Origin of the sequence: Microbacterium abyssi (assembly GCF_015277895.1) — a bacterium.
GTDB lineage: Bacteria > Actinomycetota > Actinomycetes > Actinomycetales > Microbacteriaceae > Microbacterium > Microbacterium abyssi.
In genome coordinates this window covers 994396-1009167 of sequence record NZ_CP063815.1, presented here as the reverse complement: position 1 = coordinate 1009167, position 14772 = coordinate 994396, and the positions used below count along the sequence as shown (strand labels likewise).

The following is a 14772-nucleotide window of genomic DNA, read 5'->3' as shown; positions in this document are numbered from 1 at the left end:
CCCACACGCTACGCCGAGATCGTCAGACGAGGGCCTCCACCGCACGCGATGCGGCGTAGCCCATCAAGGGCAGCGCACGATCGGCGGCCAGGGCGATGCGCGCCTCCAGCACCTCCGAGTTCACGCGATATCCGCCGAAGTCGGTGTTGCTGGCGTAGACGCCGACGGGGAGCGTCAGCGCCTGGAAGAACGCGAACAGCGGGCGCAGCTGATGCTCGATCATCAGCGCGTGCCGTTCGCCTCCGCCGGTCGCCGCGAGCAGCACCGGCTTGCCGACGAGCTCGTACTGCCCGACGAAGTCGAACAGGTGCTTGAACAGTCCGGTGAACGAGGCACGATAGACCGGGCTGCCGACGATCAGCAGGTCGGCCTGCTCGATCGCGACGAGCTGTTCCTCCACCTGAGCGGGAAGCTCCTCGCGGCGCAGCGCGCCGGCGAGCGAGGGCCCGATCGCCGTGAGTTCGATGAGCCGCACCTCGGCGTCGGCACGCTCGGCGACGGCATCCGCGATCGCGCGGATCAGTGCGGTCGTCTTGCTGGGCTCGTGGAGCGAGCCGGACACGGCGACGATGCGGTACGGAGCTGTCATACAGGCGACGCTAGCGACGACGACGCCCTGCGTCGCACGCAGCGACACAGGGCGTCATCGAACGCAATGCAGCGTCTCAGAGAAGGACGTCTCAGTTGAATTCGTTCGGATGCGAGCCCACCCGGCCGGAGCCGTCCAGCGGGTCCAGGCCGTCGATCGCCGTGATCTCGGCGTCGCTGAGGGTGAAGTCGAAGACATCGAGGTTCTCGCGCAGGCGCTCGATGCGCACCGACTTCGGGAACACGATGTTGCCCTTCTGCAGGTGCCAGCCCAGCACGATCTGCGCCGGCGTCTTGCCGTGCGTCGCGGCGGCGTCGGCGACGGCCGGGGTGCCGAACAGGTCGTACTTGCCCTGGCCGAGCGGGCCCCACGCCTCGATCCGGACGTCGTGATCGGCGGCCCACGCGGTGACCTCGCGCTGCTGGTACGCGGGGTGCAGCTCGATCTGGTCGACAGCGGGGGTGACGCCGGTCTCCTTGACCACGCGGTCGAGGTGCTCCACGAGGAAGTTCGAGACGCCGATGCTGCGCGTCAGCCCCTGCTCGCGCAGCTCGATGAGCTTCGCGAACGCGTGCACGTAGTTGTCCTTCGCGGGCGTCGGCCAGTGCACGAGGTACAGGTCGACCTGCTCGATGCCGAGCTTCTCGAGGCTCTCGGCGATCGCCTTGTCCGGCTCGTCGCCGTCGTGGCGGTCGTTCCACAGCTTCGTGGTGATGAACAGCTCCGAGCGCGCGATGCCGCTCTTGGCGATCGCAGCTCCCACGCCCTCCTCGTTGCCGTAGATCGCAGCGGTGTCGATGTGGCGGTAGCCGACCTCGAGGGCCTCGCTGACCGCACGCTCAGCGTCGTCGGCCGGCACCAGGAAGACGCCGTAGCCGAGCTGAGGAATCGTGTGTCCGTCGTTGAGAGTAGTGAGGGGAATCGTCATTCGGCCAGCGTACAACCTGTGATGACAGGTTCGTTCGTCATACGATGGAGGGCTATGTCTTCGCCTCTGATCTCCTATCCCCCGGAGCTGCCGGTCAGCGCCGCACGGGAGGAGATCAAAGGCGCCATCCGCGACAACCAGGTCGTGGTCGTGGCGGGCGCGACGGGCTCCGGCAAGACCACGCAGCTGCCCAAGATCTGCCTTGAGCTCGGGCGCACGAGCATCGCTCACACGCAGCCCCGGCGCCTCGCCGCCCGCACGATCGCCGAACGCGTCGCGGAGGAGCTGCAGGTCGAACTCGGCGGACTCGTCGGCTACAAGGTGCGCTTCACGGATCAGGTGTCGGCCGACACGAAGGTCGCGCTGATGACCGACGGCATCCTTCTCAACGAGATCCACCGCGACCGGCTGCTCCGCCGTTACGACACGATCATCATCGATGAGGCGCACGAGCGCTCGCTGAACGTCGACTTCCTCCTGGGCTACCTCACGCGCATCCTCCCCGAGCGGCCGGACCTCAAGGTCATCATCACCTCGGCGACCATCGACCCGGAGAGTTTCGCGAAGCACTTCGCCGCCCCTTCGACGAGCTCAGGGAGCGATCCCGTTCCCGCACCCGTCATCGAAGTCTCGGGCCGCACGTATCCGGTCGAGATCCGGTACCGGGGTCCGTCGGAGGACGAGAACGAGGACGAGGTCTCCGCGATCGTCGCGGCGCTGCGCGAACTCGATCGCGAGGCCCCGGGCGACGTGCTCGTGTTCCTTCCCGGCGAGGCCGAGATCCGGGATGCCGCGGATGCTGTGCGCGCGGCCTACACGTCGACCAAGGCTCCGGTGGAGGTGCTCCCCCTCTACGGGCGGCTGTCCGCGGCCGAACAGCACCGGGTCTTCGAGCCGAGCCGCGTGGCGGGGGTGCGCCGTCGCGTCATCCTCGCCACCAACGTCGCCGAGACCAGCCTCACGGTCCCCGGCATCAAGTACGTCATCGACACCGGCACCGCGCGCATCTCGCGGTACAGCAACCGCTCCAAAGTGCAGCGCCTGCCGATCGAACCGATCTCGCAGGCATCGGCGAACCAGCGCTCCGGACGTGCTGGCCGCACCAGCGACGGCATCGCGATCCGCCTCTACTCCGAGGAGGACTTCGAGAAGCGGACGGAGTTCACCGAGCCCGAGATCCTGCGCACCTCCCTCGCCTCGGTCGTGCTGCAGATGCTGTCACTGGGGTTCGGCGACATCACGGCGTTCCCGTTCCTGACGCCACCGGATTCGCGCGGCATCAAGGCGGCGTTCGATCTGCTCACCGAACTCGGCGCAGTCGATACCTCTCGCGACACCCCCAGGCTGACGAAGATCGGGCGAGACATCTCCCGGATGCCGATCGACCCCCGCTTCGCGCGAATGCTGGTCGAAGCCCAGCGCACCGGCGTCGCCGGTGATGTCCTGGCGATCGTCGCCGGCCTCACGATCCAGGACGTCCGCGAGCGTCCGTCGCAGGACGCCCCGCAGGCAGTGCGGGATGCCGCCGACCGGATGCACGCACGATTCACCGACCCGACCAGCGACTTCCTGGCCGTCCTGAACCTGTGGAACCACCTGCGCGAGCAGCAGCGCGAGCTCGGCTCCAGCGCGTTCCGCCGCCTGTGCCGCTCGGAGCACCTGAACTACGTGCGCGTGCGCGAGTGGTTCGACGTGCACCGCCAGCTCCGATCCCTCGTCCCGAAGCAGAAGGACGAGACGAAACGCGTTGAGCGAGCGCAGCGAGTCGAAACGTCCCTCCCCGGCCACCAGGCCGACGCCATCCACCGCGCGCTGCTGTCCGGGCTGCTGTCCCAGATCGGCATCCTCGACGAGCGGAACACCAAGACGCCCCCGAAGGGCCAGGCGAAGAGCCAGAAGGACCCGAAGCGCCGTATGTCGGAGTACCGCGGCGCACGCGGCATCCGGTTCTCGATCTTCCCCGGCTCCGGCCTGCGCAAGCAGAGTCCGCGCGCGGTGATGGCCGCAGAGATCGTCGAGACCTCGCGCACCTTCGCTCGCACCGTCGCGGCGATCGATCCTGCCTGGGCGGAATCACTGGCCGGAGACCTCGCGAAGCGCCAGGTCTCCGAGCCCCACTGGTCGAAGGATGCCGGCGCCGCCGTCGCCTACGAGAAGGTGACGCTGTTCGGGGTGGAGATCATCCCCCGGCGACGCATCCAGTTCGCGCGCATCGACCGCGCGGCATCCCGCGAGCTGTTCGTCCGGCACGCACTCGTCGAGGGCGAGTGGGATCCGGGGCGGATCGACAAGCGGGTCAGCGCGTTCTGGCGCAGCAACCTCGAACTGCGCCGGCGCCTGGAGAAGCTCGAGGAGCGCGAGCGGCGGCGCGACATCCTCGCCGGAGACGAGGCGGTGTTCCGGTTCTACGATGAGCGGATTCCCGCCGAGGTGTTCGACGTCCGCTCCTTCGAGAGCTGGTGGCGCGATGCGCTCCAGCAGACGCCGAAGCTGCTCGTCATGCGCGAGAGCGATCTCGTCGAGGACGAGGATCGTGCCGACAAGGACGAGTTCCCGACGCGCTGGACGCAGGGCGACCAGGTGCTCGGTCTCGCCTACCGGTTCGAGCCGGGCGCGGCCGACGACGGCGTGAGCGTCGTCGTGCCGCTGGCGCTGCTGGCCCAGATCGAGGATCGCGGGTTCGACTGGCAGGTGCCGGGGCTGCGAGCCGAACTCGTCACCGCCCTGCTGCGAGCGCTGCCGAAGGCGATCCGGCGGCACGTCGTCCCCGCCGCCGACTGGGCCGACAGGTTCGGCGAGGCGCTGGCCGAGCAGGGCCCGGAGGGCCGCGCAGGCCTCCCGGAGCGTTCGCTGAAGGAGGCGCTCGCGCGGCTCATCCAGCCCCTCGCCAATCAGCCGGTGTCGGCCGCGGACTTCGACGACGAGCGCGTCCCGGGGCACCTGCGCATGAACTTCCGCGCCGTGGATGAGCGCGGCCGCGTCGCCGGATCCGCACGCGACCTGAGCGAACTGCAGCGGTCGCTGTCGGATCGCGCGAGGGCGAGTGTCGCACGGTCGATCGCGCGACCGGCCACCGGCGCCGACCGCACGAAGCCCGATGCGCAGGCCGTTGCGGCGGCATCCGTTCGCGGTCCGATCGAGCAGGACGGCCTCACGAACTGGACGTTCGGCGAGCTTCCCGAGGTACTCGACACGAAGGTCGCCGGCGGGGTCGTGCGTGGGTACCCGGCGATCGTCGATCGCGGGAAGAGCGTGTCGGTGCGCGTCGAGGCGACGGCAGACGCCGCTGAGAAGGCGACCCGTGACGGCGTGCTGCGGCTGGTGCTGCTGAACGTCCCCTCGCCGGCGTCGTACGTGCAGGAGCATCTCACCTCGCAGGAGAAGCTCGCGCTGGCGGCGTCTCCGTATCCGTCGGTCGCGGCACTCATCGAGGACGCGAGGATGGCCGTCGCACGCGCACTCCTGCCCGAGACGACGATCCGAACGGAGGCGGCATTCATCCAGGCACGGGATGCCGTCAATGCCAGGCTCGTGGACGACCTGTTCCAGACCGTGTCGCTCGTCGCCCGCATCCTCACGAAGTCACGCGACGTCGAGCGCGGGATCAAGTCGCAGAATTCGCTCGCGCTCCTCGGTCCGCTGAACGACATCCGCTCGCAGCTCAGTGGTCTGCTGCATCCGGGTTTCATCTCGGCGGCCGGCACCGAGCGGCTCGCGCATTTCCCGCGGTACCTCGACGGCATGCTCGACCGGCTCAAGACGCTCGAGAACGATGCGGGCCGGGATCGCGCGCGGATGACCGAGTACGAGCGCGTCGCGCAGGCATATCAGGATGCCGGCGGCACGGTCCCGCTTCCCGCGGATGCGCCGCCTGCGATAACGGACGTGCGCTGGCTGCTCGAGGAGTACCGGATCAGCGTCTTCGCGCAGCGGCTGGGCACGGCGCAGCCGGTGTCGCCGCAGCGGATCGCCAAGGTCCTGCGCGGCGGGTAGCCTGGCCGCATGGCTCGCGCGATCGTCTACACAGAACTCGGTTCCCCAGACGTCCTCCAGCTCGTGGAGATCCCCGACCCCGTCGCAGGTCCGGGCGAAGTGGTGGTCCGCATCGAGGCCGCGGGTGTGAACCCGCTCGATGCGAAGCGGCGCAGCGGCAAGCGGCCGATGCCCCCGATCACCGAACCGCGCCGCGTCGGGTTCGACGGCGCGGGTGTCATCGAATCGGTGGGCGACGGCGTGACCGGGTTCGCCATCGGCGATCGCGTGGCGGTCCGCGACGCCATCGGCACGTACGCGACGCACATCGCCATCAAGGCCGACCGTCTCTACGCACTCCCCGACGCGGTGACCGCCGCCGAGGCTGCCGGTCTCGCCATCCCGGTCGGCACCGCCTACCAGTGCCTGCGCTCGCTCCAGGTCGGTGAGGGCGAAATCCTGCTCGTGCACGCCGGTTCCGGTGCGGTCGGGCAGGCGGCGATCCAGTTCGCCGTCGCCTGGGGTGCGACCGTCGTCGCCACCGGCAGCCCGGCCCGTCACGAGCAGCTTCGCGAACTCGGCGCCATCCCGGTCGCGTACGGCGAAGGTCTGACCGACCGCCTGCGCGAGGCCGTCGACGGCGATATCACGGTCGCTCTCGACTGCGCGGGCACCGACGAGGCGATCGAGGCCTCACTCGAACTGGTCGCCGACCGCAACCGGATCGCCACGATCGTGCGCGGGCCGGATGCTGCGGACTTCGGCATCCGCGCATTCAGCGGCGGCTCCCCCGAGCCGCTCACCGCCGAGGAGCTCGCCTGGCGCGAAGAGGGCGTGCGGGTCGCGATCGACCGCATCGCGACCGGCGACTTCCAGGTCGAACTGGGCGCGGAGCTTCCCCTCAGCGAGGCGGCCGAGGCGCACCGGCTGATCGAGGCACATCAGGCGCGCGGCAAGATCACCCTCGTGCCGTGACGGCCGCGGTCGCCGGGTTCAGGCGACCTGTTCCGCGCTCCTCTCGTCACGCTGCCGCGCGCCCTCGCGCAGCAGCGGCACCAGCTCCTTGCCCCAGTCGCGCACGTCGCCGAGCGGGTCGAATCCGCGGATGAGGAACCGGGTCACGCCGAGGTCGTAGTACTTCAGCAGCGCCTCGGCGACCTGCGCCGGCGTCCCGACGGGTGCCGTGGAGTTGCCGGACGGCCCGGTGAGCCCGGTGATGCCGAGCCAGAGCCGCTCGTCATGCACATCGCCGCGCTTGGCGTGCTCCTGCAGACGATCGGCCGAGACCGCCGTCCGCTCGCGGCGCAGTGGTCGCGCGAACGCCAGTGTGTTGCCGTCCTGCTGGGCGGCCAGCAGCTCCTCGGTGCGCGCATAGATCCGATCTGCCTTGGCCCACGCCTCCTCCTCGGTGTCTGCGATGATCGGCCGGGTGGACAGGCTGAACTCGATCCGGCGTCCCTCCTTGGCCGCGGCAGCGCGGATCGTGCGTACGTGCTCGGCGACGTCGTCCAGCGGCTCACCGAACAGCATGTACACATCGGCGCCCTTCGCGCCCACCTCGACGGCGCCGTCCGACAGCCCGCCGAAGAAGATCGGGATCCCTGCATCGGTGGCGGGCTTCACGCCCGAGTAAGCACCTTCGAAACGATAGAACTCTCCGTCGTGGTCGAAGGGCTCATCCGCAGTGAGCGTTCGACGCAACACGTCGATGAACTCGCCAGTGCGCCGGTAACGGTCGTTCTTCTCACTGAAGTCGCCGTCGCGACGCTGATCGGCCTCGCTGCCGCCGGTGATGTGATGGATCGCGACCCGCCCACCGCCGGTGAGGTGGTCGAGGGTGGCGAGCTTGCGGGCGACGATCGTGGGCGGCACGAATCCCGGCCGATGTGCGATGAGCACCTTCAGCCGCTCTGTGGCGTGCAATGCGGCCGATGCCACCGCGAAGCCGTCGGGCGAGCTCGCGCTGTATCCGATCAGCACGCGGTCGAATCCGGCGTCCTCGTGCGCGCGGGAGAACTCGCGCACATAGTCGGCGTCGACGACGGGTCCAGAGATGGCCTTCGACTCAGACCCTGCGGTCGTGGCGATCATTCCGAGAAGTTCGATGGGCATGTCAGCTCCAATGGTCGATCAATGAGAGTTCAGGGACGGTTTGCGGAAGTGGTGTGGATGACGGGTACAGAGGCGATGAGCCGCTGCGTATACGGGTGTTGTGGCTGGGCGATCACGCCGCGGGTCGGACCGTCTTCGACGATCTGACCGTGATCGAGGACGACGAGACGGTCGCTCATCGCGGCGAGCGAGCCGATGTCATGCGAGATGACGAGCATCGCCAGATCGCTGCCACGACGGTCGCGAAGCGCGATGAGCGCCTGCACGACGTGGTCGCGGCTGGCGGCATCGAGCGCGCTCACCGGCTCATCGAGCACCAGCAGCCTCGGTTCGACCACGAGCGCCCTGGCGATCGCGGCGCGTTGTCGCTGGCCGCCGGAGAGTCCGGACGGCAGTCGCGTGACCAGGTCTTCGTCGAGGCCGACCGCTTCGAGAGCAGCTGCCCGACGGCGCGCGACCTCGGCTGCCGGAATGCGGGCGATCTTCAGCCCCTCGACGATCGAGTCGGCAACGGGGATGCCGGGATCGAGAGAGCGCAGCGGGTCCTGGAACACATACTGCACGGCACCCGAACGACGCCAGCGGCGAAGAGCCCGGCCACGGAGGCGGTTGACGTCGCGTCCCGCGACGTGCACCTGCCCCGCCGCGGGTGCCACCGCCCCCAGCACGGTCCGTGCGAGCGTGGTCTTCCCGGACCCGGACTCGCCGACCACGCCGACGACCTCTCCGGGACGGATCGTCAGCGAGATGCCGTCGAGCACGCGCACCTTGTCGTAGTCGACCGAGACTGCGTCGAGTTGAAGCACACGATTCGACGTCATCCGAGGAACCTCTCCAGTCCATAGGCGGCGTGGGCTGCCAACAGCTCCCGCGTATACGGGTGCCCGGGAGCGCGCAGCACCCGCGACGTCGCTCCGGCTTCCACGACGCGCCCGTCGCGGAACACCTGGACGCGCTCGCACACCTGCGCGACGACCGCGAGATCGTGCGATACGAGGATGAGTGCAAGCTCTCGCTCGATCCGAAGACGCTTCAGCAACTCGAGCAGCTCGGCCTGCACCGTGACGTCGAGTGCTGTCGTCGCCTCATCGGCGATGAGCACCGCCGGGTCGGCGGCGAGCGCCATCGCGATCAGCACGCGCTGCAGCATCCCGCCGCTGAGCTGGGCCACGCGCTGACGCAGCACGAGGTCGACGCGGCGGATACCGAGATCATCGAGCAGCGCACGGGCTTGCTCGCGCGCGCTCTTCCGGGACAGCCCGGCCGTGATCCGCAGCGTCTCCTCCAGCTGCGCCCCGACAGGGATCGCGGGATGCAGGTACGAGGCGGGGTCCTGGAAGACCGCCGCGACGTGGGTGCCGCGTACGCGGCGCCACTCCTTCTCGCCGGCATCCGTCAGATTCTGGCCGTCGATGCTCACCGTGCCGCCCGCGACGCGGAGGCCGGGAGGCAGAATGCCGAGCAGCGCGCGACAGGTGAGTGTCTTGCCGCTGCCGGACTCGCCGACGATGCCCAGAGCCTCCCCGGGCCGCACCGAGACCGAGACGCCGTGCACGAGTTCGGTGCCGTCTGCGGCTGTGACGACGAGGTTCTCCGCTGACGCGGCAGGAGGCCGCGTCAGCGAACTCTCGTCGAACGACGGGACGAACGGCTCCTCGTTCACGGGCGGCGCCGCGTTCCGTGTGCGCGTCGGGGCGGTCTGCACTTCAGACATGGAACTTCTCCTTCCGGCGCGGGCGGGTGCTGACGGCATCCGCCCCGAGCACCTCGCGCGCCGCATCCGCGAGCAGGTTCAACGCACCGACGGTGACGATGATCGCGAGCGCCGGGGCAACGGGACCGAACGGGCGCTGGCTGAGGTATCCGAGGTCGCTGGAGAGCATCCCGCCCCAGGTCGGCGCCGGAGGCTGCACGCCGATGCCGAGGAAGGTGAGCGACGCGACGGCGAGCAGTGCCCCTCCCAGAGCCGAGACCGAGGCGACGACCAGGTTCGGGGCGACCTGCCGCCAGATGTGCCTTCGGAGGACCCACCAGGACGATCCGCCGAGGAACACGGCCGCCTCGACGTACTGCGAGTCGCGCACGCGCAGTGTGGCAGCACGGGCTATCCGGAAGAAGCCCGGTGCGATGAGGATGCCGATCGCCAGGGTCGCCTGGAACAGCCCGTTCCCCAGCAGCGCCGCGAACACGATGGCGAACAGGATGAATGGCAGAGACAGCAGCGCGTCGACGACCCGAAGAGACAGCCACTCGCCGATCTTCGGCACGAACGCGCTGAGCGCACCGGGGATCGCCCCGAGCACCAGACCGATCACAGCGGCGCCGAGTGCGCTGAGCAGTGATGCCGGCGCACCTGCAAGCAGGCGGGAGAACACGTCCCGACCGAGATAGTCGGTGCCGAACACGTGAGCGACAGAGGGATCCTGCAGGGCGATCGAGGTGTTCTGCGCGAGCGGGTCGTACGGCGCGAGCAGTGGCCCGAATGCGGCGATCGCTGCGACGCCGAGAATCACGAGCAACGCGGCACGCACCGTCCAGCCGGCCGCCCAGAGACGTGCGATGACGTTCATGCGGCGCTCCGTTCGGTGCCGCCGGTGCGGGCGATGACGAGATTGATGATCGCGCCGATGACGACGACCATCGCGATCGTGACCAGCAGCACCCCCTGCACGACCGGGATGTCGCCCTGCAGTGCAGACCGGTTCGCCAGCTGACCGAGTCCCGGCATCCCGAAGATCACCTCCGTGATGACCGCGCCGCCGATGAGTCTCGGCGCATGCACGCCGAGCACGGACAGCGCCGGAGTCGACGCGACCGGCAGGGCGTGGCGCAGCACGATCCGCCCCGGCGCGAGGCCGTGGACCCGCGCCCCGATGATGTAGTTCTCCTGGAGCGTGCCGACCAGCGAGGTGCGCAGCTGGCGGGCGATGTCGGCCCCGGCATCGAGGCTCAGCGCGACGGACGGGAGCACGAGGCACAGCAACCAGCCACCGAGGTCTTTGCTCGGAGGCACGTAACCCGCCACGGGGAAGATCGGGATCGCGTACGCGAACACCAGGATGAGCGCGATCGCGGCGACGAACGCGGGAACGGTCGCCGATACCGTGGTCAGCAGCGTCACCACGCGATCGACGAAGCCTCCTCGGGTGACGGCTGCCAGCACGCCCCCGACGAAGCCGAACAAGAGCGCGAGCACGATCGCGCCGATGGCGATGGACAGGCTCACCGGGAACGCCTGCGCGATGCTGTCGGCGACGGGAATCGTGGTGAACCAGCTGTTGCCGAGGTCTCCGGTGACGGCGCCGGAGATCCAATCGAAGTAGCGGACGAGGAAGGGCCTGTCGAGCCCGAACACGTGGTTGAGCCGGTCGACGTCCTCCTGCGTGGCGACCTCGCCGAGCGCGACGGCGGCGGGATTGGACCCGCTCGCCGCGCCGAGCGCGAACGTGGCGAAGGTGGCGAGCACGAAGACCGTGACAGCCGTGCCGAACGTGACCAGGAGGGTGCGCATCAGTCCTCGATCTTCACGTCTTCCCAGCGCTGCACGTCGAGCCAGTGCTGGATGCCGGTGACGCCCTCGGGGTGGATGAGGATGCGCGGCCAGCTGAACAGGAATGTGTTCGGCTGCAGGCGCACGCCGACCTCGACGGCATCCTGAAGTCGCTGAGCGTATTCGGGGTCGTCCGTCGGAGTCGCCCGGGCGACGTCGATCGCCGTCGTGAGCTCGTGGGGGGTCTGCCGGCCGAGGTTCATCAGCCCCTCCGGGCCGTACAGCACCTCCAGAGCCTGCAACGGCGACTGACGTCCCGAGTAGCTGTCCAGCGCGAGCGGGAACGTGCGCTGCACGTAGTTCTGTGCGAGCGCGCCGGCGGCCTGCACATTCAACGTGACGCGGATGCCTGCCTCGGCCCACTGCGCCTGCAGCAGCTCGGCGAGGGCGGTGTCGTCCTCGCCGAGTGTGAGCGTGACGTCGACGCCGTCCGGGTAGCCGGCTTCCGTGAGCAGGTCCTTCGCCGCGTCGATGTCGTGCGGGTACAGGTCGTCGAGCTCGTCGTTGTGTGCGACGTAGCCATCGGGGAACGGCTGCCAGTTCGGGGTGCCGTGCCCGAAGTAGGTGGCGTCGATGAGCGCCTGCCGATCGGTCGCGTGGCTGATCGCCTGCAGCACGCGCTGGTCGTCGAACGGCTCCACGGTGCTGTTCACGTCGAGGGTGCGCACCGTGAGCGCCTTGATCACCTCGACCTCGAGCCCTGCGCTCTCGGCCGCCTCCGCCTGAGCGGCGGGGATGATCGACACATCCCACTGGCCGGAGCTGACCCCGGCCACCGCGGTCGCAGGGTCGGCGACCGGGACGACGGAGAGGTCATCGATGAAGATGTGGTCGGCGTTCCAGTACTCCTCGTTCTTCTCGAGCGTCGCGTGAGCGTTCGGCACGTACTCGGTCAGGGCGAACGGGCCGGCCCCTTCCGGTTGTGTGGCGAGAGCCTCGACATCGTCGAAGGCGGCGGGGTTCACGATGAACCCCGTCTTGCCCGCGAACAGGTACGGCACCTGGTAATCGGCCTGGTCGAGATGCACCGTCACGGTGTGGTCATCGACCGCGTCGACGGCGGTGACGATGCGCAGCTGTCCCGCGAGGGTGGAGTTCTCCTGGTCGCGGCCGCGTTCGAGGTTGAGCTTCACGGCCTCGGCGGTGACCGGCGTCCCGTCGCTGAATACGGCATCGTCACGCAGGTGGAACGTGATCGAGGTGCCGTCCGCGCTGTACTCCCACGTCTCGGCGAGACCCGGGACCGGCTCCCCCTCAGTATCGAGCTGGGTCAGCCCGTCGTACACCAGGGCGAGCGCGTGCGTGTCCCAGCCCGCGGTCGAGGTGACCGGATCCCAGCTGGTGGGGAGATTCCACCCCCATGTGAGCGACGTATCCTCGGCGCCGGCGTCACCGGTGGCCTGCGCCGTGGAGCAGGCGGTCAGGGCGAGCGCGGCCGCGGCGAGCACGGCGAGTGGTGCGAGTCGGTGTCGTGAAGTCATGGATGCGAAAGTAGAACGGCGCGATTCCGCCGGCGAGGGGTCCCGATGCGGGGCGACACAGACTGCAACAGTTCGACACATCGCCCACGCCGCCCTCGCCCCGCCCCGAGGATGGACCGCATGAGCACCGACCTGTCCCCCGCCGCCGTCTGGCCCGCCGCCCGCGTGCGCGGCACGATCGCGCTCGTCACCGGACGCGGCGAGTTGGCCCCCGTCTACGAGCGCTTCGGCCGCCGCCTGAGCGCGGACGGGTACACCGTCGCCGTCTTCGAGGCGGATGCGGACGCCGCGGCATCCTGGATCGCCGCCGCCGACGCGCCCCGCGTCCTCGCCGGCTCCGACACCGGCGCGGCGTCGGTCCTGCGAGCGCTCGCACAGGGAGCGGAGGCGGACGCCGCGCTCCTCGCCGGCACGCCCGTCGACGCCGCCGCCGCGGAGCCCGCCGATGCCGAGCGCACGGCCTGCCCGTTGCACCTCGGCGTGCTCGGAACGCCGGAGTCCCGCACGGCCGGCGTCGCGGTGGAACCGGTGCCCGACGCCGCAGACCTCGCCGCGGTCTCGGTTCCAGTACTCGCGTTCCACGGCACCGCCGACCCGGTCTCCCCCATCGTCGAAGCCTCCGCGGTGCTCGGCGCCGTCCCCGATCTCGAACTCGTCGAGACCGTGGACGGCCTGCATGATGCGCTCAACGACCAGTCGCACCGCAGCGTCGCCGCCACGATCGTGCTGTGGCTTGAGCGTCTGCGCTCAGGCGACGTGCGCGAGCCCGTCGTGCGCCCGCGCCGACAGGGAGCGCCGGTATGACAGGGACGAAGGCCGGCTTCGCTACGGCGCAGGTGCAGACCGGCTACGACTCCCGCGCCCCGCAGAACAGCGCTGTGCCGCCGATCCATCAGACGGCGGCGTATGAGTTCGCCTCGCTCGCCGACGCGGCCGACATCTTCGCGCTGCGTCAGATCGGCAACCTGTACAGCCGCAGCGCCAGCCCGACCCAGCTGATCCTCGAGCAGCGCGTCGCCGCCCTCGAGGGCGGCGCCTCCGCCGTCGCGGTCGCCTCGGGGCAGGCCGCGGTCGCCGTCACGCTGCTGGCGCTCGCCGGCCGAGGTGGCCACATCGTGTCGGCCCATCAGCTGTACGGCGGCACCGTCGACCTGTTCCAGGACACCTTCGCCGACCTCGGCATCGAGGTGACGTTCGTCGATCAGGACGACCCGGATGCCTGGCGTTCGGCGATCCGACCGACCACCCGGGCGGTGTTCGCGGAGTCGATTGCGAACCCGATCGCGCAGGTGCTCGATTTCGAGGCGGTGGCGCAGATCGCTCACGATGCCGGCATCCCCGTCGTGATCGACAACACCGTCGGAACCCCGCACCTGGTGCGTCCGGGCGAGCACGGGGCCGACTTCGTCGTGCACTCGGCCACGAAGTTCCTGGCCGGTCATGGCACCTCCCTCGGCGGTGTCGTCGTCGATCAGGGCACGTTCGACTTCGGCGCCGACTCCGACCGCTGGCCGCAGTTCACCGCCCCGTATCCGCGGTTCGGCGACCTCGTGCTGTGGGAGCGCTTCGGGATCGGGCAGGCGTTCGCCGTACTCGTGAAGACGAAGTACGTCCACGACCTCGGCCCGTCGCTGTCCCCGTTCAACGCCTGGCAGATCCTGCAGGGCATCGAGACGCTCGACCTGCGCGTCTCGCGCCAGGCTGCGACCGCGCTCGCCGTCGCAGAGCACCTGGCGCAGCATCCTCGAGTCGCGGCCGTCCACCACCCCGGCCTCGCCGGCAACCGCTGGCACGCACTCGCCGAGCGCTACCTGCCGCGCGGCGTGCCCTCCGTGTTCTCGTTCGATCTCGTGGACGACGAAGCCGGCAGCGCGACCGACGCGCACGCGAGGGTCGCACAGGTCGTCGACGCGCTGCGGATCTTCCGGCTGGTCGCGAACATCGGCGATGCCCGCAGCCTCGTCTCGCATCCGGCATCCATGACGCACTCGCACCTGAACGCCGCGCAGCGCGCCGCCGCCGGCATCTCGCTGAACACGATCCGGCTCAGCGCCGGACTCGAAGACCCCGCCGACCTCATCGCCGACCTCGACAGCGCCCTCGCGGGCATCTGACAGCGCTCGCGCGCGCAACCGACCGG

12 protein-coding genes are annotated in these 14772 nt (G+C 69.7%); 4 read left to right on the top strand and 8 right to left on the bottom strand.

Features of this window, described 5'->3' with window-relative positions:
• Positions 1-22: 22 nt before the first annotated feature.
• Both msuE and IM776_RS05005 read right to left on the bottom strand, forming a co-directional pair.
• Complete coding sequence (gene msuE / locus IM776_RS05010) at positions 23-589, bottom strand: FMN reductase (RefSeq protein ID WP_194421913.1); 567 nt, start codon at positions 587-589, stop codon at positions 23-25.
• A 91-nt stretch (positions 590-680) separates the two neighbouring features.
• A complete protein-coding gene (locus IM776_RS05005) occupies positions 681-1517 on the bottom strand; it encodes an aldo/keto reductase (RefSeq protein ID WP_194421912.1) in 837 nt (278 codons plus the stop codon).
• 54 nt (positions 1518-1571) lie between these two features.
• Between IM776_RS05005 and hrpA the strand changes: the two genes are divergently transcribed.
• Positions 1572-5510, top strand: coding sequence for an ATP-dependent RNA helicase HrpA (gene hrpA / locus IM776_RS05000; protein ID WP_194421911.1), 3939 nt, complete (start codon positions 1572-1574; stop codon positions 5508-5510).
• A gap of 9 nt (positions 5511-5519) precedes the next feature.
• Positions 5520-6464 carry a quinone oxidoreductase family protein gene (locus IM776_RS04995; protein ID WP_194421910.1) on the top strand — a complete coding sequence of 315 codons (945 nt, stop codon included), beginning with the start codon at positions 5520-5522 and terminating at the stop codon, positions 6462-6464.
• Positions 6465-6482: 18 nt separating this feature from the next.
• On the opposite strand, the gene IM776_RS04990 is transcribed toward IM776_RS04995, so the two are convergent.
• The 6 genes from IM776_RS04990 to IM776_RS04965 are packed head-to-tail and all read right to left on the bottom strand — an operon-like array spanning position 6483 to position 12632.
• Positions 6483-7601, bottom strand: a complete 1119-nt coding sequence (locus IM776_RS04990) for an LLM class flavin-dependent oxidoreductase (protein ID WP_194421909.1) — start codon at positions 7599-7601, stop codon at positions 6483-6485.
• Between the two features lie 29 nt (positions 7602-7630).
• A complete protein-coding gene (locus IM776_RS04985; protein WP_194421908.1) occupies positions 7631-8422 on the bottom strand; it encodes an ABC transporter ATP-binding protein in 792 nt (263 codons plus the stop codon).
• Positions 8419-9315, bottom strand: coding sequence for an ABC transporter ATP-binding protein (locus IM776_RS04980; RefSeq protein WP_194421907.1), 897 nt, complete (start codon positions 9313-9315; stop codon positions 8419-8421). Before IM776_RS04980 ends, IM776_RS04985 begins: the two co-directional genes overlap by 4 nt.
• Positions 9308-10171, bottom strand: a complete 864-nt coding sequence (locus tag IM776_RS04975) for an ABC transporter permease (RefSeq protein WP_194421906.1) — start codon at positions 10169-10171, stop codon at positions 9308-9310. Before IM776_RS04975 ends, IM776_RS04980 begins: the two co-directional genes overlap by 8 nt.
• Complete coding sequence (locus IM776_RS04970) at positions 10168-11112, bottom strand: ABC transporter permease (protein WP_194421905.1); 945 nt, start codon at positions 11110-11112, stop codon at positions 10168-10170. Before IM776_RS04970 ends, IM776_RS04975 begins: the two co-directional genes overlap by 4 nt.
• Positions 11112-12632: an ABC transporter substrate-binding protein gene (locus IM776_RS04965; protein ID WP_194421904.1), complete on the bottom strand. Its 1521-nt coding sequence runs from the start codon at positions 12630-12632 to the stop codon at positions 11112-11114. Before IM776_RS04965 ends, IM776_RS04970 begins: the two co-directional genes overlap by 1 nt.
• Before the next feature lie 120 nt (positions 12633-12752).
• On the opposite strand from IM776_RS04965, the gene IM776_RS04960 reads away from it, so the two are divergent.
• Positions 12753-13436 carry an alpha/beta hydrolase gene (locus tag IM776_RS04960; protein ID WP_194421903.1) on the top strand — a complete coding sequence of 228 codons (684 nt, stop codon included), beginning with the start codon at positions 12753-12755 and terminating at the stop codon, positions 13434-13436.
• Positions 13433-14746, top strand: a complete 1314-nt coding sequence (locus tag IM776_RS04955; protein ID WP_194421902.1) for an O-acetylhomoserine aminocarboxypropyltransferase/cysteine synthase family protein — start codon at positions 13433-13435, stop codon at positions 14744-14746. Before IM776_RS04960 ends, IM776_RS04955 begins: the two co-directional genes overlap by 4 nt.
• Positions 14747-14772 lie beyond the last annotated feature (26 nt).

Bases quoted from the DNA above. Each gene is read 5' to 3' on its own strand.
- IM776_RS04985 (WP_194421908.1), bottom strand. From the start codon at position 8,422: ATGACGTCGAATCGTGTGCTTCAACTCGACGCAGTCTCGGTCGACTAC.
- IM776_RS04975 (WP_194421906.1), bottom strand. From the start codon at position 10,171: ATGAACGTCATCGCACGTCTCTGGGCGGCCGGCTGGACGGTGCGTGCC.
- IM776_RS04970 (WP_194421905.1), bottom strand. From the start codon at position 11,112: ATGCGCACCCTCCTGGTCACGTTCGGCACGGCTGTCACGGTCTTCGTG.
- IM776_RS04980 (WP_194421907.1), bottom strand. From the start codon at position 9,315: ATGTCTGAAGTGCAGACCGCCCCGACGCGCACACGGAACGCGGCGCCG.
- IM776_RS04965 (WP_194421904.1), bottom strand. From the start codon at position 12,632: ATGACTTCACGACACCGACTCGCACCACTCGCCGTGCTCGCCGCGGCC.
- IM776_RS04960 (WP_194421903.1), top strand. From the start codon at position 12,753: ATGAGCACCGACCTGTCCCCCGCCGCCGTCTGGCCCGCCGCCCGCGTG.
- IM776_RS04995 (WP_194421910.1), top strand. From the start codon at position 5,520: ATGGCTCGCGCGATCGTCTACACAGAACTCGGTTCCCCAGACGTCCTC.
- msuE (WP_194421913.1), bottom strand. From the start codon at position 589: ATGACAGCTCCGTACCGCATCGTCGCCGTGTCCGGCTCGCTCCACGAG.
- IM776_RS04955 (WP_194421902.1), top strand. From the start codon at position 13,433: ATGACAGGGACGAAGGCCGGCTTCGCTACGGCGCAGGTGCAGACCGGC.
- IM776_RS05005 (WP_194421912.1), bottom strand. From the start codon at position 1,517: ATGACGATTCCCCTCACTACTCTCAACGACGGACACACGATTCCTCAG.
- hrpA (WP_194421911.1), top strand. From the start codon at position 1,572: ATGTCTTCGCCTCTGATCTCCTATCCCCCGGAGCTGCCGGTCAGCGCC.
- IM776_RS04990 (WP_194421909.1), bottom strand. From the start codon at position 7,601: ATGCCCATCGAACTTCTCGGAATGATCGCCACGACCGCAGGGTCTGAG.